At 61.0% G+C, this 20,711-nt stretch carries 20 protein-coding genes and 1 pseudogene; 17 read left to right on the top strand and 4 right to left on the bottom strand.

Annotated features, from left to right (window positions below; translation table 11 throughout):
* Nucleotides 1–20: 20 nt before the first annotated feature.
* Entirely contained in the window at nt 21–935 is a 915-nt protein-coding gene (locus ACMVPR_RS08625; RefSeq protein WP_416882513.1) for a LysR family transcriptional regulator, read from the bottom strand.
* Between the two features lie 142 nt (nt 936–1,077).
* On the opposite strand from ACMVPR_RS08625, the gene ACMVPR_RS08630 reads away from it, so the two are divergent.
* The 5 genes from ACMVPR_RS08630 to ACMVPR_RS08650 all read left to right on the top strand — a co-directional run bounded on the left by ACMVPR_RS08630 (nt 1,078) and on the right by ACMVPR_RS08650 (nt 4,019).
* Nucleotides 1,078–1,698, top strand: a complete 621-nt coding sequence (locus ACMVPR_RS08630; RefSeq protein WP_416882514.1) for a class I SAM-dependent methyltransferase — start codon at nt 1,078–1,080, stop codon at nt 1,696–1,698.
* Between the two features lie 34 nt (nt 1,699–1,732).
* Complete coding sequence (locus ACMVPR_RS08635; protein WP_416882515.1) at nt 1,733–2,401, top strand: DUF2306 domain-containing protein; 669 nt, start codon at nt 1,733–1,735, stop codon at nt 2,399–2,401.
* 51 nt (nt 2,402–2,452) lie between these two features.
* A complete protein-coding gene (locus ACMVPR_RS08640) occupies nt 2,453–2,872 on the top strand; it encodes a DUF6326 family protein (protein ID WP_416882516.1) in 420 nt (139 codons plus the stop codon).
* A gap of 64 nt (nt 2,873–2,936) precedes the next feature.
* A complete protein-coding gene (locus ACMVPR_RS08645; RefSeq protein ID WP_416884640.1) occupies nt 2,937–3,740 on the top strand; it encodes a class I SAM-dependent methyltransferase in 804 nt (267 codons plus the stop codon).
* 69 nt (nt 3,741–3,809) lie between these two features.
* Nucleotides 3,810–4,019: a hypothetical protein gene (locus tag ACMVPR_RS08650; RefSeq protein WP_416882517.1), complete on the top strand. Its 210-nt coding sequence runs from the start codon at nt 3,810–3,812 to the stop codon at nt 4,017–4,019.
* Nucleotides 4,020–4,545: 526 nt separating this feature from the next.
* Here the strand turns inward: ACMVPR_RS08650 and ACMVPR_RS08655 are convergent.
* Nucleotides 4,546–4,683, bottom strand: a pseudogene (locus ACMVPR_RS08655) (transposase); the annotation flags it as partial.
* 725 nt (nt 4,684–5,408) lie between these two features.
* Between ACMVPR_RS08655 and ACMVPR_RS08660 the strand changes: the two are divergent.
* A complete protein-coding gene (locus ACMVPR_RS08660) occupies nt 5,409–6,206 on the top strand; it encodes a glycosyltransferase (RefSeq protein WP_416882518.1) in 798 nt (265 codons plus the stop codon).
* A gap of 68 nt (nt 6,207–6,274) precedes the next feature.
* Nucleotides 6,275–6,877, top strand: coding sequence for a phosphotransferase family protein (locus ACMVPR_RS08665; protein WP_416882519.1), 603 nt, complete (start codon nt 6,275–6,277; stop codon nt 6,875–6,877).
* On the opposite strand, the gene ACMVPR_RS08670 is transcribed toward ACMVPR_RS08665, so the two are convergent.
* Nucleotides 6,841–8,049: a sigma-54-dependent transcriptional regulator gene (locus tag ACMVPR_RS08670; protein ID WP_416882520.1), complete on the bottom strand. Its 1,209-nt coding sequence runs from the start codon at nt 8,047–8,049 to the stop codon at nt 6,841–6,843. The genes ACMVPR_RS08665 and ACMVPR_RS08670 overlap by 37 nt on opposite strands.
* A 4-nt stretch (nt 8,050–8,053) precedes the next feature.
* On the bottom strand, nt 8,054–9,433 hold the full coding sequence (locus ACMVPR_RS08675) for a sensor histidine kinase (protein ID WP_416882521.1): 1,380 nt from the start codon (nt 9,431–9,433) through the stop codon (nt 8,054–8,056).
* Between the two features lie 209 nt (nt 9,434–9,642).
* Between ACMVPR_RS08675 and ACMVPR_RS08680 the strand changes: the two genes are divergently transcribed.
* The 10 genes from ACMVPR_RS08680 to ACMVPR_RS08725 all read left to right on the top strand — a co-directional run bounded on the left by ACMVPR_RS08680 (nt 9,643) and on the right by ACMVPR_RS08725 (nt 20,585).
* On the top strand, nt 9,643–10,539 hold the full coding sequence (locus ACMVPR_RS08680) for a UTP--glucose-1-phosphate uridylyltransferase (RefSeq protein WP_416882522.1): 897 nt from the start codon (nt 9,643–9,645) through the stop codon (nt 10,537–10,539).
* A 123-nt stretch (nt 10,540–10,662) separates the two neighbouring features.
* Nucleotides 10,663–12,231 carry a response regulator gene (locus ACMVPR_RS08685; protein WP_416882523.1) on the top strand — a complete coding sequence of 523 codons (1,569 nt, stop codon included), beginning with the start codon at nt 10,663–10,665 and terminating at the stop codon, nt 12,229–12,231.
* On the top strand, nt 12,224–13,426 hold the full coding sequence (locus tag ACMVPR_RS08690) for a glycosyltransferase (RefSeq protein ID WP_416882524.1): 1,203 nt from the start codon (nt 12,224–12,226) through the stop codon (nt 13,424–13,426). The genes ACMVPR_RS08685 and ACMVPR_RS08690 overlap by 8 nt, the downstream gene beginning before the upstream one ends.
* A complete protein-coding gene (locus ACMVPR_RS08695; protein ID WP_416882525.1) occupies nt 13,423–14,598 on the top strand; it encodes a glycosyltransferase in 1,176 nt (391 codons plus the stop codon). The genes ACMVPR_RS08690 and ACMVPR_RS08695 overlap by 4 nt, the downstream gene beginning before the upstream one ends.
* Entirely contained in the window at nt 14,595–16,361 is a 1,767-nt protein-coding gene (locus ACMVPR_RS08700; protein ID WP_416882526.1) for an ABC transporter ATP-binding protein, read from the top strand. The genes ACMVPR_RS08695 and ACMVPR_RS08700 overlap by 4 nt, the downstream gene beginning before the upstream one ends.
* Nucleotides 16,358–17,560 (top strand): phosphotransferase family protein, encoded by a 1,203-nt coding sequence (locus ACMVPR_RS08705; protein ID WP_416882527.1) that lies wholly within the window; start codon nt 16,358–16,360, stop codon nt 17,558–17,560. Before ACMVPR_RS08700 ends, ACMVPR_RS08705 begins: the two co-directional genes overlap by 4 nt.
* Nucleotides 17,547–18,701: a phosphotransferase gene (locus ACMVPR_RS08710; protein WP_416882528.1), complete on the top strand. Its 1,155-nt coding sequence runs from the start codon at nt 17,547–17,549 to the stop codon at nt 18,699–18,701. The genes ACMVPR_RS08705 and ACMVPR_RS08710 overlap by 14 nt, the downstream gene beginning before the upstream one ends.
* The gene (locus ACMVPR_RS08715; RefSeq protein WP_416882529.1) at nt 18,701–19,798 is read left to right on the top strand and encodes a glycosyltransferase family 4 protein; all 1,098 of its coding nucleotides are present in this window, start codon (nt 18,701–18,703) and stop codon (nt 19,796–19,798) included. Before ACMVPR_RS08710 ends, ACMVPR_RS08715 begins: the two co-directional genes overlap by 1 nt.
* Entirely contained in the window at nt 19,795–20,364 is a 570-nt protein-coding gene (locus ACMVPR_RS08720) for a histidine phosphatase family protein (RefSeq protein ID WP_416882530.1), read from the top strand. Before ACMVPR_RS08715 ends, ACMVPR_RS08720 begins: the two co-directional genes overlap by 4 nt.
* Nucleotides 20,361–20,585: a hypothetical protein gene (locus ACMVPR_RS08725; protein ID WP_416882531.1), complete on the top strand. Its 225-nt coding sequence runs from the start codon at nt 20,361–20,363 to the stop codon at nt 20,583–20,585. Before ACMVPR_RS08720 ends, ACMVPR_RS08725 begins: the two co-directional genes overlap by 4 nt.
* The last annotated feature ends 126 nt before the right edge of the window (nt 20,586–20,711 follow it).

Below are 20,711 nucleotides of genomic sequence, written 5' to 3' on the forward strand. Positions count from 1 at the left end.
GATGAGCCGTCGCGATCTTGTCAAGTCGAACGGTTTCCGGGGCGCACGCGCTCAGCGAGGCCGCGCGCCAGCAGGTCGAAGACGACCCTGATGCGGCGGCTGGTCTGCAATTCCCGGTGCGTGACAAGCCAGATCGGGAATTCAAGGGATGGAAAGCCGGGCAGCACCTTCTCGACGTCCGGCTCCGCGTCACCGAGGATTTCCGGCTGCATCGCGATGCCGTACCCTGCCTTCAGGAGTTCCCACGCCACGATGCCGTTCGCGCTCGACATCACGAAGCTCTCGGGTCGGACGGGGACGCCCATGTTGTGCAGCGGGGCCATAAGGCGTTCGGGATCGGCGTTTCCAACAAAGTCGTGGTCAGCGATGTCGCGGGCCATACGCGGGCGACCCGCTCGGTCTAGGTAATCCGTTGCAGCGTACAGGTTGGCGCGGAAATCCCCGAGATGCCGCGCGATTAGGTCAGGCTGATCTGGCCGGACATGGCGGATCGCGATGTCGGCCTCGCGCTGCGTCAGGTTCTCCATCTCGCTCGACGCGAGGATTCTGACGCGGATACCCGGCGCGGCGTCCCGCAGTGGTTTCAAGACACTTGGAAGAATCACAGCGGATAACAGGTCGGTCCCCGTGACCGTGACTTCGCCGGTGACCTCCTGCGACTTTCCATCGGCGACCATCGAGATCAGTGTCGCGGCCTCTCCCATCGTGCGGACGTGGTCCAGCAGGTCGCGCCCCGCCTCGGACAGCGTCAGCCCCCGGACGCTGCGTTCCACGAGGGTCACGCCAAGTGCCTCCTCAAGGCAGCCGATCTGACGGCCGACAGTTGGCTGGGTGGTCTTCAGCACGCGCGCCGCACCGCTGAATGAGCCCTCCTCCGCCGCTGCGAGGAAGGCGCGCACCTGGTTCCAGTCGAAGGAGATGGCCTGCCAGTTCATACAATGGCGTATAGCAGATGGACAAATTTCGGCAATCGACCAATCACAGATGAATGGCGATACCGTTCGTAATACCGGGACCTAACCAGTTTGGACACGTGTTCCCGCACACCCGCAAACAAGAGCTTGGACGGATCGATTGATGGCCACTCAACTTTTCTGGGACCGCATGGCGCCCAAATACGCCCGCAAACCGGTGGACGATCCCGACGCCTACGAAGAAAAGCTCGCGCTTGTCGCATCAATGCTCAAGCCCAGTGACCGCGTGCTCGAGATCGGCTGCGGCACCGGGACCACCGCCCTTCGCCTTGCCCCCAAGGTGACCCAATACACCGCGACCGATGGCTCGCGTGGCATGATCGGGATCGCAAATGCCAAACTCGACCCTGGCGCGCCAGCGAATGTCACGTTTCATCAAGCGGATGCGGCCGATCAGATTGTCGGGGCGCCCTTCGACGCGGTCTGCGCCTTCAGCCTGTTGCACCTTGTGGAGGACGTGCCGGGTGTAGTCGCGAACGTCTACGGTCAGTTGAGGCCGGGCGGCCTGTTCCTGTCCAAGACAGTGTGCGCGAAGGCCGCCGCTTGGCCTATCCGAGCCCTGATCCCTGTGCTGACCACACTCCGCATCGCACCGCGCGTGACGCCGCTGAGCGAGGCGGACCTTGTCCGATTTCTTGAGGACGCAGGCTTCACGGTCGAGCGCGCGATGCATCTCGGCAAGAAGCGCATGAGCCCTATCATCGTCGCGCGCAAGCCCGCCTGACACAGTCCGAGCCGCTCTCCTGAAAGATAGAAGAATGAACTGCATCAGCCGTCGCGACTGGGGTTTCCTTGCCCTGATCTCCCTTTACTCCTTTATCCCGGCCGTATTCGGACTGCTGCGGATTCCCGAACTTCTCGGCGGTCCTCCGATCATACCGCCAAACCCGCGTGCGGTGATCGACCCGATGCCGATTGCCCTGCATATCCTCGGCAGTTCGGTCTTCTGCCTCGCGGGCGCTCTGCAGTTCCTGCCGAGCCTGCGGCGCCACCACCCCGTCCTGCATAGGACACTCGGGCGGATCGTGGCGGCAGCGGGATGCGTCAGTGCGCTCACCGGTCTATGGATGACCCTGTCCTACACATTTCCAGAAGCTCTCCAGGGACCGCTGCTCTACTGGACACGGGTTACGCTTAGCCTCGCGATGGTCGCCTTTATCGCTTGGGCCATCGTCGCGATCCGATCAAGGCAACTCGCCAAGCATCGCGCGGCGATGCTGCGCGCCTACGCGATCGGCCAAGGGGCTTCAACGCAGACCGCACTTGGCTTGATCGTGATGGCGCTCTTTGACTCCGAGCCGCTGGGGTTCTCCAGAGACATCCTGATGGTCGGGGCATGGGTCCTCAACCTTATGGTTGTGGAACTGCTGATCCACCGCGTCTTCGCGACGCGCACATCAAGTGCCGTGATCTCAAGCCGGTCGTGACCCCCGGCTTGATACCAGCAATCTCCAGAAACAACGAAAGAAGACACCGAAATGAGACAGCTCGATCCCCATATTCTTTTGTCGACCTTATGGTTGTTCATCCTGCTCAACATCATCTTTCGAGACATTCACCAGTTTGTCCTCGCGTCCCACCTCGAGATGCTGCTGACCGGTTACTACAACGGCATGGAAATCACGGAAGAACTGATGCTTCTGGGAGGTGTCCTCGTCCAAGTTCCTATCGCAATGGTGCTCTTTTCGCTTCTGCTGCCCCGCAGGATCGGCCGCCCTGTCACTCTCCTTGCAGCGATGATCACGATGGGGACGCTCCTCTCCTCTGCGCCGACTGACCTGGACGACACGTTTCACCTCGTCATCGAGCTCGCGGCCCTCGCCGCAATTTTATGGACCGCCTGGACGTGGACCGATCAGGAACGTGCCGCGGCTCAGGCCGGCAACCAACACCTGTAAGCGTCTGTGTTCGTGTCACGACACTTCCGAAAGCGTGGAAATTCATATGTTTGCACAGAAGCCCATGCGCGATCGCGTCGATCAATACGAGAGGCTGGCGCCGCGCTATGACAGGCTGCATCATCGCTGGCTGCGATACGCGGGCGGCGAGGCGCAGGCTGCGTTGGAAGCCTTGGTGCGTGCGCTCGCAACGCCGAATTCGAAACTGCTGGATGCGGGCTGCGGCACCGGCAAACTGGCACGTACTTTGATTGCCGAGGGCATGCCGCCGCATCTGATGACCCTGCTCGACCCGTCTGCAGCCATGCTTGCGCGCTGCGCCGACATTCCTGTGCCAAAGATACAAGGAAGACTGGAGGCGCTGCCGTTCGGCGATGGTGCGTTCGATCTTGTGACCTGTGTCTGGGCGCTGGAAACCGTACCCGATCCTTATCTGGCATTGACTGAGCTTTGCAGGGTCGTTCGACCAGGGGGCGCGCTGTGCCTCGCGTTTTGCGCGGATGAGCCTGCCCGTGGTTTGTCAGACTGCCTGATGCGCAAGGCGCTCTTGTTTCGCGGTACTGGCCGGTTTCTGTCCCGCTCTCGCCTGATGCGGGCCATCGAGAGTTTCGATCGATTTGAAGTGCGCGCAATTCCGAGCCACGGTCCGGCCTCAACCGTGCTTGCAAGGCGGACGGGCGCTCTGATCGAAGCGCCTTCAAAGCCAAAAGTTGAGCCCCAAAAGCAACGACGTGGCCGGGTTGGTGTGTATCATGGCGCAGTCCAAGATCACACGATCGAAGAGACTGGCAAAAAAATGGAACAACCCAAGATATCGCGATCCGACGGCCACAAACAACACCATTTGCAGCGCGAAAAGAAAGCATGATCGGATACTTTACTGTTGGAACAGATACCCCCGAGGCTGCGCTGAAATTCTACGACACTTTGTTTTCGAATGTTCGCGAAGATCGGCTTTGGAAGTATGAACGAATGGAGGCATGAGCCGGACGCCTTCGGCATCGGGAGGCGTATCACTTCGAAGGCCATCGATTTCGAGATTGCTGATAAGCGTATCTCATACCTGACATTCCTCCTGCTGCCGTCTCGAAGAAATCTCGAGACGCTCGAAAGACTTGGCGCGCTCGCGGTCGGTGAGATCGAGTAAGACCGGGACACATTCCTGAAGTATCGCCTCGAGACTGAATGACCGCTACTTCCCGCACAGCCAGACTTCATGATGCGCCCAATGAAGACCGCTTTCGATTCGAAATCCGAGCGTGACGAACTTGGAGGCAGTAATTCTGCGACCGTGGAGAGTGCTCATGGACGCCGAACCAAAGACGTGCGCTCACGGACCGAACTTCCCACGACGGAGCACGAAATCACGCGATCGAAACATGAACATCAGCCGCACACGATGCCCTTCAACCTATTGAATTCTTATCGAAATCGCCACCATCCATCATGGGCGCAGTAAACAGCCGCGCGGCCTCGGCGGCTGCGTTTGAAGGCATTCAACGATCTCCTTGGTTCCGCCAGAACTTAGGATGGAACAATGATGCACACCATATGCACACGAAAGACGCACCGCCACCCTGCCCCGTGTGAAGACAGGCAATTGGCTGTTTTTGGGTGGGTCCAAGGCTGACACCAACCCCGAAACTCAAACTGTTCACGACCCACGGGTGTCTTTTCCAATGCTTAATCTGGTTGGGGTCCACATCAAACTGCGTTGCCAACTCGCTCATCGTTCTGTCGCCCTTCTACGCCGCCAGCGCGACTTTTGCCTTAAATGCTGGGCTGTGGTTCCGTCTTGGTCGTCTTGCCATGCTCGCTCCTTCGTCCCGGCACGCTGCCGGATCAGGAGCGGAAAATCCACCTAGCCAACTGTTCAGATTTCTCGGGCCACCTCTGGCGAGCGCTTGCCACGCATTTGCTAGTGCTCCAAATAGTCGCCCAAAACAGTCGAATCTCAAGCTGAGCAACATGCCGAAAGATGTACGTTTGGTATGCGGTGTCGATGAACGTCGGCCACGGGGACTATGGTTTCCTGAAGCGCAGTTCAATTCTCGAGAGATGCAAGCGCTAAGGTCAAGCGGATCAATGTGCCTTTACGGCTGGGAGCGCAGCGGACAAAGCGCAATTTCAAACAAGGCACTATCCTTCGATTTTGGCTTCCAAAGTCCTGTGTGCGTGTCTTTGGAAACAACTGCAGAGAGGCCGGGTCTTCTGAGGGCTTCACACTTGATTGTGCCATAATGGGGCAAATCACGCAAAAAGCCTTATGTGAGTGACTTGCCGACAACGTCGATGCGTGGAGAGGTACTGCGGAAATCGCTTGGAGCGTCATGTGTCAGACCCCAGACATATCGCCTTTTTGGGAACTTCTCGGTCCGGTTTGGGGCATTTGCGGCGCATTGCCAATATTGCGAGGCAGGTGGCCAAACGCGCTCCTTCTGCCAGACTGAGCCTGCTCACCAACTCGGAACCGGCCGCCCTGAGCCGAGCGGATGTTGCATGCTTTGCGCAGATAATCGTGTGTGAGAAATCGGACATGAGCACCGTTCTGGCGAAGATGGGTGTCACTTTGGCGGTTGTCGACACGATGGTTTTGCCCGGCATCGGCGTTTATCATGGCCGATCCGTTTTGATACTGCGCGAAACGCCGCCGGACCGGTTGGGCCTGTTTCGGCGCGACGATGGCCGGGCTTGGGACTGCGTGATTGTTCCAAACAGGGCCGAGGATTGGATGCCGCGACTTGCGCCGGATTTCGCAAGGAGGGTTGTGGCGGCGGGATGGATCCTGCGGCGCACCGGAGTTCGGTGGCCACAGGAAGAGAGCGCAGGGATCGTTGTTGCCACCGGCGGCGGCGGCACGCAGGAGACGCGCGCGGACCTTTTCCCTCTCCTGTCAGAGCTGCTTGCAAAAGCAAAGGCGGGCAGCCGAACGGGGTTTTCCATCCGACAGGCGCTTGGGCCTCGGGCGGAAGGCGAGGCACTGGAAGGGATCGACGGCGTTTTCGATCCGGGAGCGAACCTGAACGACGTTTTTCGCCGGGCGGATCTGGTGATCTCGACGGCAGGCTATAATTCGGTGCTGGAACTGGCGAGCACGGACACGCCAGCCATGATCGTGCCGATCCCGCGCAGTCTTGATGACCAAACCGCAAGGGTTCGGCTTTGGGGGCCGCAGCTTGGGTTTGGTCTGTTACCGGGGTTTATCGAGGTGGGGGCAACGTGGCTGGCCGATCAAGCGGACCGGCCACGCAGGCGCGCACCTGTCGATCTGGGACCCGACGGAGCGGAACGAGCCGCCGAAATCCTTCTGGATATGTTTTGCCCGGTTTCGTGAAACACTACCAAAGCGCGTCCCGCGCAACGGAGGCGTTGCGCAGGACGAATGTGCTGCGGGCGCAATCCGTGCAGACACCTGCGGCCAGACCGGGGCCTACACGATCCGCGCTGGACTTCGATAGGGTCGAGGGCCAAAGCGGACGCGACCTGATAGGTCGGAACTCGGCGCCGCTCCTACGCTCTGTTGTGACGCTGCATCGGGCCGTCGTAACCGACCTCCCGCCCTACGATCCGCTGCTGCGAATCCGCCCACGGCTGGCCCTATCCGATACGCCGCTTATGCGAGAGATCGCCAACGGGCAGGTTCCGCAAGGACGCGCGGTGCTGCACGGAGACCTGCATGTCGGGCAGTTCATCGTCACATCCACGGGCACCGTCTGGCTGGTTGACCTGGATGATCTGGCTCTGGGTCCGCCGGAAGCAGACCTTGCCAATTTCGCGGCGCATCTTGCGACCACGGAGTCGACGCTGAGCATTGCGGAATGGGCGCGCAAGGTCTGCGATGATTGGGACAGGCTCGGCCAGCGTGCGGACCGGCGGGTCTTCACACGCTATCTGCACCTGGCGTTACTGCGCAGGCATCTGAAACTGCGCGAGACGGGTCGCCCGGATTTCAAGATGCCGTTCCTCGACTACTTGCGGGAAAGTTCCAGCTTTTCCATGCGGTAGCGCAACGTGTCGCGTGTGATCCCGAGCAGTTCGGCGGAACGCGAAACATTCCCGCCCGTGCGCGCAAGAGCCTTTGAGATGGCGCCTTTTTCCAACTCCGTCAGGGTAGTTATGTCGCTGGTATTGGTGGCGGCGATAGCGCGGATATCCGCAGCGTCGATCCGCCCTTCCTTTTGGAGAAGCATGGCGCGGTCAATGCAGTTGCGCAATTCCGCGATGTTGCCGGGCCAGTCGTGTTCAAGCAGTTTGGCGCGCGCGGCGGCGGTGAAACGTGGGCGGGCTTGCGCGGTTTCTCGCGCTTTGAGCCGGGCGAAATAGTCGGCGATGGGAAGAACATCCGCCGCTCGATCCGACAAAGGCGGCACGTCGATCCATCCGACCTGAATGCGATATAGCAACTCGGGCGGGAAATCCTGGCCGGGCAGAAGATGTTTGATCGAGGTGGCTATCAGCGCGGGTGGGGTTGCATCCCTTTGCAGCATTTGCAGCAATCGCGCTTGGGCTTGGCCGTTCAGATCCGAGACGTGCCGCAATAACAGGGTTCCGCCAAGGGCCTCTGTGTATCCGGCTTCGAGGTCGGCAATTTCACAGAACGAGCAATCGAGCACGCTAAGCGGCGTGCCCGGCGCCGCTGTTTCATGCAAGGCAAGTGCGGTCTGTGCCTTGCCGCTGCCCTCGGGACCCATGATGAGAATTCCGGGGCGGGTCGGAGACGATTTGCCCAGCGTCCGGATCGTGGCGCGCAAGCTGTTCGTTGCCGACGATCGCCCGATGATCCGGTCCGCGCCGGTCCGGTCGAGACCTCCCTGCATCTCGTCCAGCATCAATTCGTTTGCGATCGCCGCGATCGATGCCATCGGTGTCGGTTTTACCAGAAAATCTCTCGCACCGGCTTTCATGGCACGGACGGCCAAGTTGACATCGCCGTGTCCCGTCATCATGACAACCTGGGTCGCACCATGTTTCTGGCCGATCCAGCGCAACAGGTCAATTCCGTCATCTTCGTTCAGCTTGTAATCGAGGATCGCAAGCCGCGGCGCTGCTTCGTCGAACTGCGCCTTGGCCGTGGCAGCATCAACCGCAAACCGGGCGGAATAGCCGCGTCTTTCGAGAAAGCTCACGATCGAACGGGCAAGGACAATTTCATCTTCTATGACAAGGATATCGCTCATGGTTTCAGGCCTTTGCGGGCAGCGTCAGCGTCACGGAAACCCCGCTCTCGGGGCGGTTCTTGAGATCGAGCGTGCCACCGAGACGCTCCGCAATGCGGCGCCCCAGCGCCAGGCCCACACCGAGGCCGGATGACTTGCTCGACTGGAACGGCACGAACAGCCTTTCCAGTTGTTCCGTCGACAAGCCGGGACCAGTGTCCTCCACTTCGATGGCAATGCGCCCTCCCGGTGCGGGATGCCACCTGACAGTCAGAAGGCCACCGGATTTCATGGCCTCAATCGCGTTGGACAGGATCGTATTGAGAACCTGCTCAACCTCCGAGGACGCGGCGGCGGCAACCGGACTTCCCGCGCTTTGCTGTACCTCGACGCGGATGCCCCGTTTTGCCAACTGACCGGAAAAACCCCGAATGCAATCCTGAATGATCATGTCCACATGCGCCGTATCGGCGGCAAGCTCGGGCTTGTCTCTGGTGCGGGTCAGGAACGACCGGATCCACGCCTCAAGCCGATCGACCTGGTCGGTGATTTCCATCACGGTCTCCCGTGTCTCGCGCGGGATATCATCGTCAGCGGCCAGCTCGGCACAGGATCGGATCGCGGCAAGCGGATTGCGCAACCCATGCGCCACAGCCGAGGCCATTTCCCCGACAACCGCCAGCCTTTCGGTTTCGATCAATCGCTGTTCCTGCCGCTTGAGGATGCGAGCCGCATAGTAGACCACAGACAGCAGCGCCGCGAACAGTACAGCGCCGGAGAGGATCGCACCCACCCAGGCGAGTGTAACGACATGATGAATTGTCGCCAGAAGGCTTTCCGGGGCCTTGTAGACCTCTACCGCGCCAATGATCGCGTCACCGGACTCGGCCCAGATCGGGATGTAGAATTCTATGAACTCATCGACGTGGTCCGGCAGACCGACATGCTCTTCTTTCTCGCCACGGTCGACGACTACGATTTCCGGATGCAGTTCACCACGCAGCGCCGTTTCGAGTTCTTCGTTGCCTTCAAAGGTCTGGCCGATCAGTTCCCTGTCACTCGACCAGAGGATTTCGCCATTGGCCGCGTAAACATTGGCACGGAAGACATCCGGCAGGCTCGAGACGTGAATGAAGAACTCTTCGGTTTCAGGGTCGTCAGTCAACTCAGATGCAGGTGTCATGGTAAAGGACCGGGGATCCCGTTCCTCGACACGCACAATGGAATTCAGAAATTCCATCGAAACGACCGCGTCCCGCATCATCATGTTCGTGGTCATGTAGCTCGCCAGGTACTGGCTCAGCAGAACGGTCGTTGTGAAGATCGCCAGAAAACTGGCGACCACAAAGATGCCCAGAACCTTTACGTAATGCGGAGAGTCACGCAGCGAGAGTAGTGTCTGCACGTTCCGAGTCCTCTTGAAATCACCCATTCGTCCCTTCACGCTCCTTCCTTGTCGGATATTGCGCAATCAACTCAGGATTAGGGGGGCGATTTTGGGGTATTTGCCCCAAAAGTTTATGCGACTTCCCCCAATCACCTCAGCCGTCCGCATCATCGCGAGCGGGGCTTTCTGCCAGTCTTGTCCTGTGTTCAAAAAGCGAGGCTGCCGACATGACCAGACAACCCAAGGTGACAAAGGCCGTCTTCCCCGTGGCCGGGTTGGGCACGCGATTCCTTCCGGCGACCAAGTCCGTCCCAAAGGAGTTGTTGCCGCTGGTGGATCGTCCCCTGATCCAGTATGCGATTGATGAAGCACGGGCTGCGGGCATTGAAGAGTTCATCTTCGTGACCGCACGCGGAAAGTCCGCGCTGGAGGACTACCTCGACCACGCCCCGCAACTCAGTGCGACCTTGCGGCTTGGAAACAAGACGAGCTTGCTGGCCGAGTTAGAACGCACGCGGATGCCGACCGGCGCGGTTGCCTATGCGCGCCAGGACGAACCGCGCGGTCTTGGTCATGCGGTCTGGTGTGCGCGGCACTTGATCGGGAACACCGCCTTCGCCGTGATCTTGCCCGATGACGTGATCGCAGGACCGACACCCTGTTTGCAGCAGATGGTCGAGGCTTATGCCGAGTGCGGCGGCAACCTGGTGGCAGCGATGGAAGTGGCACCGGATATGGTCGGCTCCTATGGCATTCTTGATGCCGAGTTTGGGCAGGGCCGCCTTGGCGCAGTCAAAGGCATGCTCGAAAAGCCCAGTCCAGAAAACGCGCCGTCCAACCTTGCGGTGGTGGGTCGATACATTCTCGACCCCGCGGTGCTCGATCATTTGTCGCAGCAAAGCATCGGTGCGGGTGGAGAAATCCAACTCACCGACGCCATCGTAGCCGAGATCGGGCGTAGCAGCGTTTATGGATACCGCTTTGACGGGCGGCGCTATGACTGCGGATCGAAAGCCGGCTACCTGCGCGCGATGGTTGCCTTTGCCTTGGAGCGGCCAGATCTGCGCGATGACTTCGAAGCGTGCCTTGCGAGTGTCGTCCAACCGCAGGTCGCGGCCCAATAGGCATGAGATTGGGTGAAATGCCCCAATTTCCATGGCGGTGCTGCCCCAGTTTCTACGGGGAAGGATCTGCGCATCGCACATCCCTCCGACCATAATGGGATCCATTGAAACGAGGCCGTTCAGATGCAAATCCTGCTGATCGAAGACGAAACGCTCCTTGCGCGCAACATAACCCGGGCTTTGCAGCGCACAGGCGCCGTCGTCCGGCATGCCGGTTCCGCATGTGACGCCCGTTCGGCGCTCTTGGACGGTGGGTACGACCTTGTGATCGCCGATATCTCGCTGGGCGACGGAGACGGTCTGGACTTGCTTGGAGAAGCCGCGCCGATCTTGTCCCAGATACCAGTCATCGTGATGACTGGGCAGGATAGCGTGCGCAACCGGGCCCGCGCCGAAGGTCTGTCCGTGGCCGCCTTCCTGTCGAAACCCTTTGCGCTGTCCAGGCTTGTCGAACTGGTGTCGGCCCTCTTGCGAACGGGTGCCGGAACCTGGGCCGGAGGCGAAACGCGCAAACAGGGGTCATCCGTTGTGATGTATTCGCATGACACGATCGGCCTTGGCCATATGCGCCGCAACTCTGCCATCGCGCGCGAGCTGGTGGCGCGGGTCCCGGACATCTCCGTTCTGATGCTTGTCGGCTGCCCGGCGGGCATGGTGTTTGAACCGCATCCGGGCATCGACTATGTCAAGCTGCCCTCTCTGTCCAAACTGGGGCGCGGTGCCTATCAGGCCGGGTCGCTTCGGATCGATGCTCAAACAACCCGCGACATGCGGATGCGCATCATCGAGGGTGTCATCAACTCGATCCGGCCCGATGTCTTTCTGGTGGACCATGAGCCCTCGGGCGCCATGGACGAACTGGTTTCGGTGCTCGAAACCCTCCGCGCTCGCCCGAACGTGCAGACGGTCTTGGGGTTGCGCGACATCCTCGACGAACCTGCCCGCACCCGGGCGTTGTGGTCCGATCGAGGAATCGAGCAGCTTGTCGCCTCGGCCTACGATCACATTCTCGTTTACGGCGACGACCGCTTTTTCCCGAGCGTCGAGTCCTATGGCTTGTCCGCCCTGAGACCGGGAAATGTCAGCACCTGCGGGATCGTGACGGCGGTTCGGCCACGGCGTCGCCTTATCCCGCCTGAAACGCCGAAACGCGTTCTCGTATCTGGCGGGGGCGGACGGGATGCCTTCCCCATGATTTCCTCAGCGATCGCCGGCATCGGCATTTTACCGGAACAGAAACGCCCCGCAATGACAGTCATCACCGGCCCCTTGATGGACCAAGAACTACAAAACGAGGCCATTCGGCTGGGGTCAAGGTTTGGTGTCGAGGTTCTGAAGGCCGTGACCGACCTGCCCTCCTTGATGGCCCAATCGGACATGTTGATTACCATGACTGGCTACAATTCCATCAACGAAGCCCTGGCCCTCGGATGCCCGATTGTCACGGTGCCCCGGCTGGGTCCATCGGCGGAGCAGCGCCTTCGGGCCGAAGCGCTGGAACGAGCCGGACTTGCCCATTACCTGCGCCGCGAAGATCTGAGCGCGGAAAGCATCGCACGGCTGCTTGTATCCGCCCCCGTGGTGCCGCAAGCGGCACGACCGAACATGGACGGCGTGCGCAACGCGGCGCGGCTGATCGCGTCGATGTGCGCTACCGAAACGTCTCAAAAGATGGAGTGGGCTCATGCCTGACGCACCGATCGCTTACGTTCTCAAGCGTTTTCCGCGCTTCAGCGAAACCTTCATTCTGAACGAGCTTCTGGCCCATGAGGCCGCCGGGGCAAAGACGCGGGTTTATTCCCTTTTGGCCCCGCCCGAGGAGCCGCGCCATGCGCGACTTGCCGATCTGAAGGCCGAGGTGATGATCCTGAAAGAACACGGTTCAGGCGCCGATGGTGTTGTGCAATCGGCCGACGCGGCACTCTTTTCCGGCAAAAGCCCGCAAGAAATTGGTGCGTTGCAGCGCAAGGCCGCAGCAATTGCGGCGGACGCGCGGACACGCGGAATTTCCCATCTCCATGCACATTTCGGATCGGACACCACCACGGTCGCCTGCCTGGCGGCGCGGGCGATTGGCGGAACCTATTCCTTTACCGCCCATGCGAAGGACATCTACCACACCTATGTCTCGCCCGAGGCAGATGCCGAGATGCGCCGCGTCAAGCTGCGCGAGGCGGCCTTCGTGGCCACGGTATCGGACTACAATGCTCGCCACCTGTCGGATCTCTGCCCCGAGGCACGGATCACCCGGCTTTATAACGGGATCGACCTGGCCGCGTTCCAGCCGGTCGATCAGGCCACCCAGCAGCAGGGACAACTGATCGCCGTCGGGCGCATGGTTGCCAAGAAGGGATTTGACGTGCTTCTGGACGCCTGCGCGTTGCTGAAGGCGCGCAATGTGCCGGTTTCGATGTCCCTTGTCGGGTCGGGTCCCCTTGGTGAAACCCTGCGCGCAAAACGGGCGGCTTTGGGGCTGGAACACGTGGTATCGATGGATGGCCCGCTTCCGCAAGAGGCGCTGATCCAGAAAATGGGCACCGCGCAGGCGGCTGTCCTGCCATGCGTGGTCACGGAAAGCGGTGATCGCGACGGGCTGCCCACCGTTCTGCTCGAAGCGATGGCCCGGGGTCTGCCGGTGGTCACGACAACCGTTTCAGGTGGTCCGGAGATTGTCAGGGACGGGTTGACCGGGCGCCTGTGCGCACCGGGCGATGCAACGTCGCTGGCAGACGCGCTGGAGGACGTCCTGGCCGTGCCCGACCGGGCGCGCCTGATGGGACAGGCAGGCAGACGCTGGGCGGAGGAGCTCTTCGACCTGACGACCAATGCGGGACGGCTGCGCAAGCTGATCCGCGACCCTGCTCGCGCGACACAAGAGGCGGCATGATGCGAATAGCGTATGTCACAGCCGATCGCGGCATCCCGGTCTTTGGTGAAAAAGGGGCCTCGATCCACATTCAGGAGATGATGCACGCCTTCGCGAAATTGGGACACGAGGTTCGAGCCGTGGTGGCGAAACGCGGAGAGGCGGCAGGCACCTCCCTCTATGTCGAAGAGGTTAAGACTTTGCTCGCCGGAAACACGCGCGCCGAAAAAGAGCGCGCTGCCATGGCGCAGGCCGACACGATTGAGGACCGGCTTTGTTCGCTTCACCGGGAGTGGCCGTTTGATCTGATCTACGAACGCTATTCGCTGTGGTCTGCCGCAGGATGCAGAGCCGCGCGCAGATTGGGCGTGCCAGTGGTGACCGAGGTCAACGCGCCCCTCGTGCTGGAACAGGCAGCCTTCAGGTCGCTTGTCTGCGAAGAGGACGCCCGCGCGATAGAGGCGGAGGTGCTGCGCACGTCGACGGCCCTTGCCGCTGTGTCGCGCCAGATGGCGGCATACCTGACGGATGCCGGGACTGATCCGGCCCGGATCCATGTGATCGGCAATGCGGTCGACACCGCCCATTTCCGTACCAAGACACCCGTGGCGCAGCTGCCAACGATTCCCCGCGACGCGTTTGTCGTTGGCTTCACTGGATCGCTGAAAATGTGGCACGGGGTCGATACGCTGTTGGCGGCCTTTCGCGCATTTCGGGCGGGCGAGCCCCGCGCTCACTTGTTGGTTTGCGGGGACGGTCCCAAGCGCGGATGGATCGAAGGTTTTGTGGCCGGAGCGGGCCTTGAGGACGCGGTGACGATGGCGGGCTGGGTCGATCATGCGGACCTGCCCGGGCTGATCGCACGGATGGACGTGGCGACCGCCCCCTACCCCGCGTCCGACGATCACTATTTCTCGCCACTGAAGCTCTATGAGTACCTCGCCATGGGGCGACCCGTTTTGGCCAGTGATATAGGACAGACGGCAGAACTTTTGACCGGATCGAAGGCCGCCATGCTTCTGCCCCCCGGAAATGCGGAGGCACTGGCAAATGCGCTCCGGGCTCTATGCGACGACCCGGCGCTGCGGGCCCGAATGTCCGCTGCGGCCGCGGCAGAGGGCGCGCGTCACGACTGGACCGAGAATGCGGCCCAAGTGGTGAAGATCGCGACCCGCGAAGAGGCCATGGCATGAGCCGGGACCGCACAATCGAGGTTGGCGCCCTGCGCCGCCTGTTCCGCCGCATGGGGCCGCACCTGAAGGATCATCGCCGCAAGCTGGCACTTGGCTTTCTCGCAATGATCGGCGTGGCACTGGCCGAGATCATGCGCCCGTGGCCCATCAAGATCGTCTTTGATGGCATTCTGATCCCTCAGCAAAATCCCGATGCGGTGACCGGCTGGCTGATAACGGTCTTCGGCAATGGTGATGCCTTGCTGGGCGCTATGGCAGCGACCATTCTCGGCATCGCCTTGCTGGGCGGTGCGATGGGATTTGCACACGCTTACCTGATCGCGGCCGTGGGGCAGAAGGTCGTGGCACAGATCCGACTGGACCTCTACCGCCACGTCCACCGTCTGTCGCATTCCTTTCATGACACTGCCTCGTCGGGCGACATCATTGCGCGTCTGACCGGCGATGTAAGGATGATGCGCGATCTCCTGATCGATGCGGTGGTGTTCTTTGCCGCGCGCAGTCTCGTGATCGTGCTGACCATCGGCGTCATGCTCTGGATGGACTGGCGTTTGACCCTCTCCGCCCTGACGATCCTTCCTGCACTTTGGCTGGTCGCGCGCTATTTCGGCAGTCGCATCAAGGGTGCTGCCCGCAAACAGCGGCGCAAGGAAGGCAAGATCGCCGTTGTCATGACTGAAGGCATTTCGTCGATCAATGTCGTCAAGGGCTTCGCCCGCGAGGCCTATGAAGAAGAACGTTTCGCCAAGCAGAACAACTCCTCCGCTGAGGCAGGCGTCGTCACAACCCGTCTTGCGGCGAACATGGACCGGGTAACGCAAGTGCTGCTGGCCCTGGGCACGGCGGTCGTGGTCTGGTTTGGCGTCACGCAGGTTCGGGCTGGCGCGATCAGTCCGGGAGATCTTCTGGTGTTCACCTCCTACCTGTCATCGCTCTACAAACCGATCCGCAAGATGGCCTCAATGACGGCCCGCGTGGCGAAAGCCACGGCCAGCGGAGAACGCCTTCTGGAAATCTTCGATCTGGAGCCGGATGTGGCGGAACATCCCGGCTCGACGGCACTGGATCAGCGGGCTTATGGCTGGGTCCTGTTCGACGGTGTCGGCTTTTCATATGCGGATGGCGTACCGGTGCTCGATCAGGTCGACCTCGAACTCCTTCCCGGAGAGGTGACCGCATTGGTCGGGCCAAGCGGCGCGGGCAAATCGACGATCGGGCGGCTTCTAATGCGATTCTATGATCCCGATGGAGGTCAGGTGTATATCGACGGCTGGGATATTCGTAACCTCACACTGGATTCCCTGCGAAGCAATATCGCCGTGGTGCTTCAGGACAGCGTCCTGTTCGGTACGAGTGTTCGGGACAACATCGCGTATGGTCGGCTCGATGCCACTGATGAGGAGATCGTCGCCGCAGCAAAGGCCGCCGAAGCGGACAGCTTCATCCGGGCGCTGCCAGACGGATACGACACGGTTCTGGGAGAACGGGGCGAAACACTCTCTGGCGGACAACGCCAACGCATCGCGATCGCCCGCGCCATTTTGCGGGATGCGCCGATCCTGATCCTCGACGAGCCGCTGACCGGGTTGGACCCGGCAACAGCGAAAAGCCTTCTCGCCAGCTTACGGCGGGCGGCTGCAGGACGCACCACGCTTCTGGTTGCCCATGATGATCTGACGCTGTCTCTGGCGGACCATGTCTACCGCGTCGAGAACACCAAGCTGGTGGAGATCGTTGCCGGTGGTAGGAGCCTGTCCGCATGACAACAACGACTGACACGATGCCGTCATTTCTTGACGCGTGGCAGAACCCGCGCACCTTCGATGCGGTCTGTCATGTCTTGCAACGACGGCCCCGGCGCCTCGTACTGGAACGGACGCATTTTCCCGGCAACCGACCCGTGCAGTTGGTGCTTCGGGCCGACATGGCAGATGGAAGCTTCAAAACCCTGTTTGCCGAGCATTGCCCGCACGATACCCGTGCTCATGCGGATCAGGCCCGCGCAAGCCTTTTCAAGAGCCGCAATGGGCAAAGGTCGGGCCTTGATGATCGCGCGATCCATGTCGTTGACGGCTCTGGCCTGATCCTAAGGCGGCCGGGGCTGGATGAGCGCCTTCCCGGGTTGCGCTTGCTTCATGATCCAAGCTTTGCGCGTGAGCGGTTCCAAAATCTAATCGGGCGGGATCCTGGGCGCTTCGACGTCGAACTGGTGGCGCACCGGTTGGGCAAGCGCGCGGTCTTGCGGGCGACGTTGCCGGACAGGACATTCTATGTTCGGCTTCGCGTGATCAAAAGCAATGATGGACAGGACCGTCTTCTCCGACATCGAACGCTCTGGAACAATCTTGGGGACCAGCCCGACTTGCGCATTCCCGAACCGTTGGGGTCCATGCCAGAGATCGGTGCCTCTTTCTTCGGGGTTCTTCCAGGCGTGATGCCCGAATTTCATTCGGCGCACAGCGCCGCCACCGCACGTGCCATCTCAAACCTTCAAGGTTTGGCGCTTGATGGATTACCCGTCCATACCGGGGGGGATGAGGCGGCGATCCTTTTGGAATGGCTGGCGCGGTGCTACCGCTGGAAACCCCAATTGGCGGATCATTTGGCAGAACCGGTGGCCGAGGTCAGTGCCGCTCTCGCGCGCAACGATACGCCCCGACGCCCCTGCCACCGGGACCTTCATGAGAAGCAGATCCTGATATCCGGCGGAGTGGCGGGCCTTCTGGATTTCGACACCTTGTGCCTGTCGGACCCGGCTCTGGATGCGGGCAACCTGCTGGCGCACTTTTTCCTTTCCGGGATCAATGAAGGTCCGCTTCGGTCACAACTGAAGGCACGCGGGATCGCCCTTTGGCGCCGAGCAACGCTTTTGCGACTTGCGATGATCTACGCCTTTTCCGCAGCGCCGGACGCCGCAGTCGACCGCCTGATCAAGGAGGCCCGCCGCGATGCTCGGGATTAAGGACGCCCACCTTCCGGGCCTTGCCGATCTGACACAAGCGCGCCTTCGGGTGATCACCGGCGCTGACGCAGTTGATATTCTGCGCCTGCGCTATCGCGTCGGCAAACGGGCGATCTTGCATATCGAGACTCACACCGGTGTTACTCGCAACGAGGGCAGCTTATGGTTCTTCAGCGGCGACAAGGCCGGGCGTGTTGCCCGGCGCAACAAGAAGTCCGCGCGGTTCGATCCGCAGACGCAGGCCCTGTTCGAAACGTTTCCAGACGATCACCGAATGCCCCAAATCAGAACGTTTTTGGATGGTTTCGCAGGAATCATCCCAGACCTCACGGGGCATGAGGCAAACGGAAGGCCGCAGCTTCTTCGCTATCGGCCGGGTCTTTCCTGCACATTCCGTTGCCCTTTGCGGGATCATCCGCCCGCTTTTGTGAAACTGGTCAATGACGATGATCCGACGCGTTTGTCTGCATCGAACAGGGTTATGCAACTGGCGCTTGCCGGTTTCGGTATTTCAGTCGCCAGTGCCTTGGGCGTGGATCTTCGGATCGGCGCGATCGCCTATGAGGCAGCCAGAGGCAACCCGCTCGACACGGCGCTGGCACAGGCATCGGACCTTTCCGCGCTGACGCAAGCCATTTCGGGGCTGAGATCGTTCTGGGACGCTCGCATCTTGTCGGAACGGCAGATGGGGCCGGATCAGTTGTTCATGCGCGCGCGAGAAAGCGCGGAGTTCATCACTGCGACGGCCCCGGCCTGCGCGGGCGCAGCGACGGATATCGTGGCGAAGCTTGAAAAGGGAGTGCCAATCTGTGCCCTTCGTCCCATCCACGGGGACATGAAGCTGGAGCATCTGTTCCTCGACGGGCCACGGGTGACGTTGATCGACACCGAAAGCGTATCGATGGGATTGCCTGACTATGATCTCGCGCAGCTTTATGGACGGCTCTGGCAGGCGGAATTTGAAGGCCACCTGTCGCGCCAGGTTGCCGGGGAAGGAAGCGCCATGGTGCGTGCCGCGGCCGGACCGCACTTCGACTGGTGCCTCGGTGTCGTCGCGGTGCGGCTTGCCAAATACTATGCACAGCGCCCGACACCGGGCATGGCGCGCTCGATCATGGCCATTCTGGAGCGATTGCGCTGATGCTCCGTGTCGCCCATGTCCTGAACTCCCCAGGTCGGGGTGGCGTGCCGCGCGTGGTCGATGCGCTGGTGCGCCACACGGATCACGTTCGCGTCGCACCGCATGTGTTCTATCTCAAGGCCGGGGACGGTCCCGACCTGATGTGTGACCTCGACATACCGCGCCGCGCCGCCGCCAGCACCAGCAAGGCAACGGCGATGACGGAGTTGGTCGCGTTCCTCGATCGTCACCAGATCGACCTTCTGCACACCCATTCGTTGCGTCCCAACCTTTATGGCCGCATGGCGGGCGCTGTTCTGCGGCCTTCCGGGCTACGCATCATCGCGCATTACCACAACGATTACAGCGACAAATGGGACACCGAAACGCTCTGCCTCGAACGCAGGCTTGCTGCAATGACCGACGCAGGGATCGCGGTATCCACCGCTGTCGCGGGCCATGTGGCGGAGCGCGTTGGCCTGGTCTGCGACCTTGCGGAAAATGGCATCGACCGAGAACGCGTAACCGGCGGAAACCGTGCCATGGGCCGGAGCGCTTTGGCCGTACCCACCGCTGCGCCGCTTGTCGGACTGGTCGGGCGTGTCTGCCATCAGAAAGGGATAGACACCTTTGTCAAAGCTGCCTTGGACATCGCGAAGGAATTGCCGTCTGCACATTTCGTGGTGATCGGCGACACCGAGGACAAGGCGCTGCTGGCACGCATGACCACCCGCATCGCTGATGCGGATCTTGGCGAGCGCATCCGGTTCCTCGGCCATCGCGAGGACATGGACAACATTCTGGCCGCGCTTGACATTCTTGCCGCTCCGTCCCGGTGGGAAGGTTTCGGGCTGATGCTGGCCGAGGCCATGGCTGCAGGAGTGCCAATCGTTGCAAGCGAGGTCGGCGGCATACCCGACGTTCTTGGCGGTGCGGGCCTGCTGGTTCCGCACGACGATCCGGATGCCCTTGCCCGGGTCATGACATCCTTGCTCGGCGACTCGCAGCGCAGAATAGACATGGCCCGGAGGGGCCGTACCCAGGCAAGCCGGTTCGACTGGTCCCGAACAGCCAGCCGCGTTTGCGCCATCTACGATCGGGTCGCGAAACGGGGATGAAAATTTTCCTGATCCGGCATGGCGAAACCATCACCAGCGGCCAGACCTATGCGGGCCGCAGCAACGTTCCTCTTACGGCCCATGGACACCGGCAAGCTCAGGACATCGCGGACCAATTGGCGTCGGAACCGATCTCCTTCATCCTTACCAGCCCGCTTTCGCGCGCAATCGAAACTGCGCAGCCACTGGCGCGCCAACTTTCCATGACCCCGGTCGAAACGGCAGCACTGATGGAGATCGACTTCGGTGACTACGAAGGGCGCGACAAGTCCGATCTCGGGCTGAGCCTGCGCAAGTGCCATGCCGAAACCCCCATTCCGGGCGGCGAGTGCCTGCGCGATGTCTGGGATCGGGCTGGAGAGGTTGAGCGGCTTGTGACGGGCCGAAACGAGCCAGTCGGCGTGGTGGTCGGCCATTTCTGGATCAACCGCCTGCTCTGGGGACGACTTGGTGGCATGTCCTTCGATGCAGCATGCCGAAACCGCATCTACCGGCCTCGTACGGGGTCCTATATTGCACTCGAACTGCCGCCCACGGCTAGCCAGCGCGAACCCAAGGAGACTTGATCGACGATCAGATGATCGGAGCGATGAGTATCACGTTTGCAGCTGTGCGCTTTGTCGGGCTGGCCAATGCCACCCTGCAAGCACGGAACCATCGAAACCAGCACCGGCAAACTATTGGCTGCAAAAAATGTGTCTTCCTCAAGCATGACACCCGGCGCACTCGAAAGCGCATTGTTTTGCAAATAGTCACCGCGCTCAAGCAGCAACGGACGACACAGTGACGGGCTCGAGAGTTTCCATTCGTTTGGAATCTCGAACGCGCTTACATGCCTGCATCGGTACCGGGCGCTGCGGCGCTGTATATGCCGTCGGGGGGCGCCAGCAGCCTGTGGAAAGACAGGTCAACG

This window comes from Marivita sp. (assembly GCF_048006345.1).
GTDB lineage: Bacteria > Pseudomonadota > Alphaproteobacteria > Rhodobacterales > Rhodobacteraceae > Marivita.

What these genes read in the sequence shown, in the direction of transcription:
- ACMVPR_RS08625 (WP_416882513.1), bottom strand. Translation starts at nt 935, where the DNA reads ATGAACTGGCAGGCCATCTCCTTCGACTGGAACCAGGTGCGCGCCTTC.
- ACMVPR_RS08630 (WP_416882514.1), top strand. Translation starts at nt 1,078, where the DNA reads ATGGCCACTCAACTTTTCTGGGACCGCATGGCGCCCAAATACGCCCGC.
- ACMVPR_RS08635 (WP_416882515.1), top strand. Translation starts at nt 1,733, where the DNA reads ATGAACTGCATCAGCCGTCGCGACTGGGGTTTCCTTGCCCTGATCTCC.
- ACMVPR_RS08640 (WP_416882516.1), top strand. Translation starts at nt 2,453, where the DNA reads ATGAGACAGCTCGATCCCCATATTCTTTTGTCGACCTTATGGTTGTTC.
- ACMVPR_RS08645 (WP_416884640.1), top strand. Translation starts at nt 2,937, where the DNA reads ATGCGCGATCGCGTCGATCAATACGAGAGGCTGGCGCCGCGCTATGAC.
- ACMVPR_RS08650 (WP_416882517.1), top strand. Translation starts at nt 3,810, where the DNA reads ATGTTCGCGAAGATCGGCTTTGGAAGTATGAACGAATGGAGGCATGAG.
- ACMVPR_RS08660 (WP_416882518.1), top strand. Translation starts at nt 5,409, where the DNA reads ATGAGCACCGTTCTGGCGAAGATGGGTGTCACTTTGGCGGTTGTCGAC.
- ACMVPR_RS08670 (WP_416882520.1), bottom strand. Translation starts at nt 8,049, where the DNA reads ATGAGCGATATCCTTGTCATAGAAGATGAAATTGTCCTTGCCCGTTCG.
- ACMVPR_RS08680 (WP_416882522.1), top strand. Translation starts at nt 9,643, where the DNA reads ATGACCAGACAACCCAAGGTGACAAAGGCCGTCTTCCCCGTGGCCGGG.
- ACMVPR_RS08685 (WP_416882523.1), top strand. Translation starts at nt 10,663, where the DNA reads ATGCAAATCCTGCTGATCGAAGACGAAACGCTCCTTGCGCGCAACATA.
- ACMVPR_RS08690 (WP_416882524.1), top strand. Translation starts at nt 12,224, where the DNA reads ATGCCTGACGCACCGATCGCTTACGTTCTCAAGCGTTTTCCGCGCTTC.
- ACMVPR_RS08695 (WP_416882525.1), top strand. Translation starts at nt 13,423, where the DNA reads ATGATGCGAATAGCGTATGTCACAGCCGATCGCGGCATCCCGGTCTTT.
- ACMVPR_RS08700 (WP_416882526.1), top strand. Translation starts at nt 14,595, where the DNA reads ATGAGCCGGGACCGCACAATCGAGGTTGGCGCCCTGCGCCGCCTGTTC.
- ACMVPR_RS08705 (WP_416882527.1), top strand. Translation starts at nt 16,358, where the DNA reads ATGACAACAACGACTGACACGATGCCGTCATTTCTTGACGCGTGGCAG.
- ACMVPR_RS08710 (WP_416882528.1), top strand. Translation starts at nt 17,547, where the DNA reads ATGCTCGGGATTAAGGACGCCCACCTTCCGGGCCTTGCCGATCTGACA.
- ACMVPR_RS08715 (WP_416882529.1), top strand. Translation starts at nt 18,701, where the DNA reads ATGCTCCGTGTCGCCCATGTCCTGAACTCCCCAGGTCGGGGTGGCGTG.
- ACMVPR_RS08720 (WP_416882530.1), top strand. Translation starts at nt 19,795, where the DNA reads ATGAAAATTTTCCTGATCCGGCATGGCGAAACCATCACCAGCGGCCAG.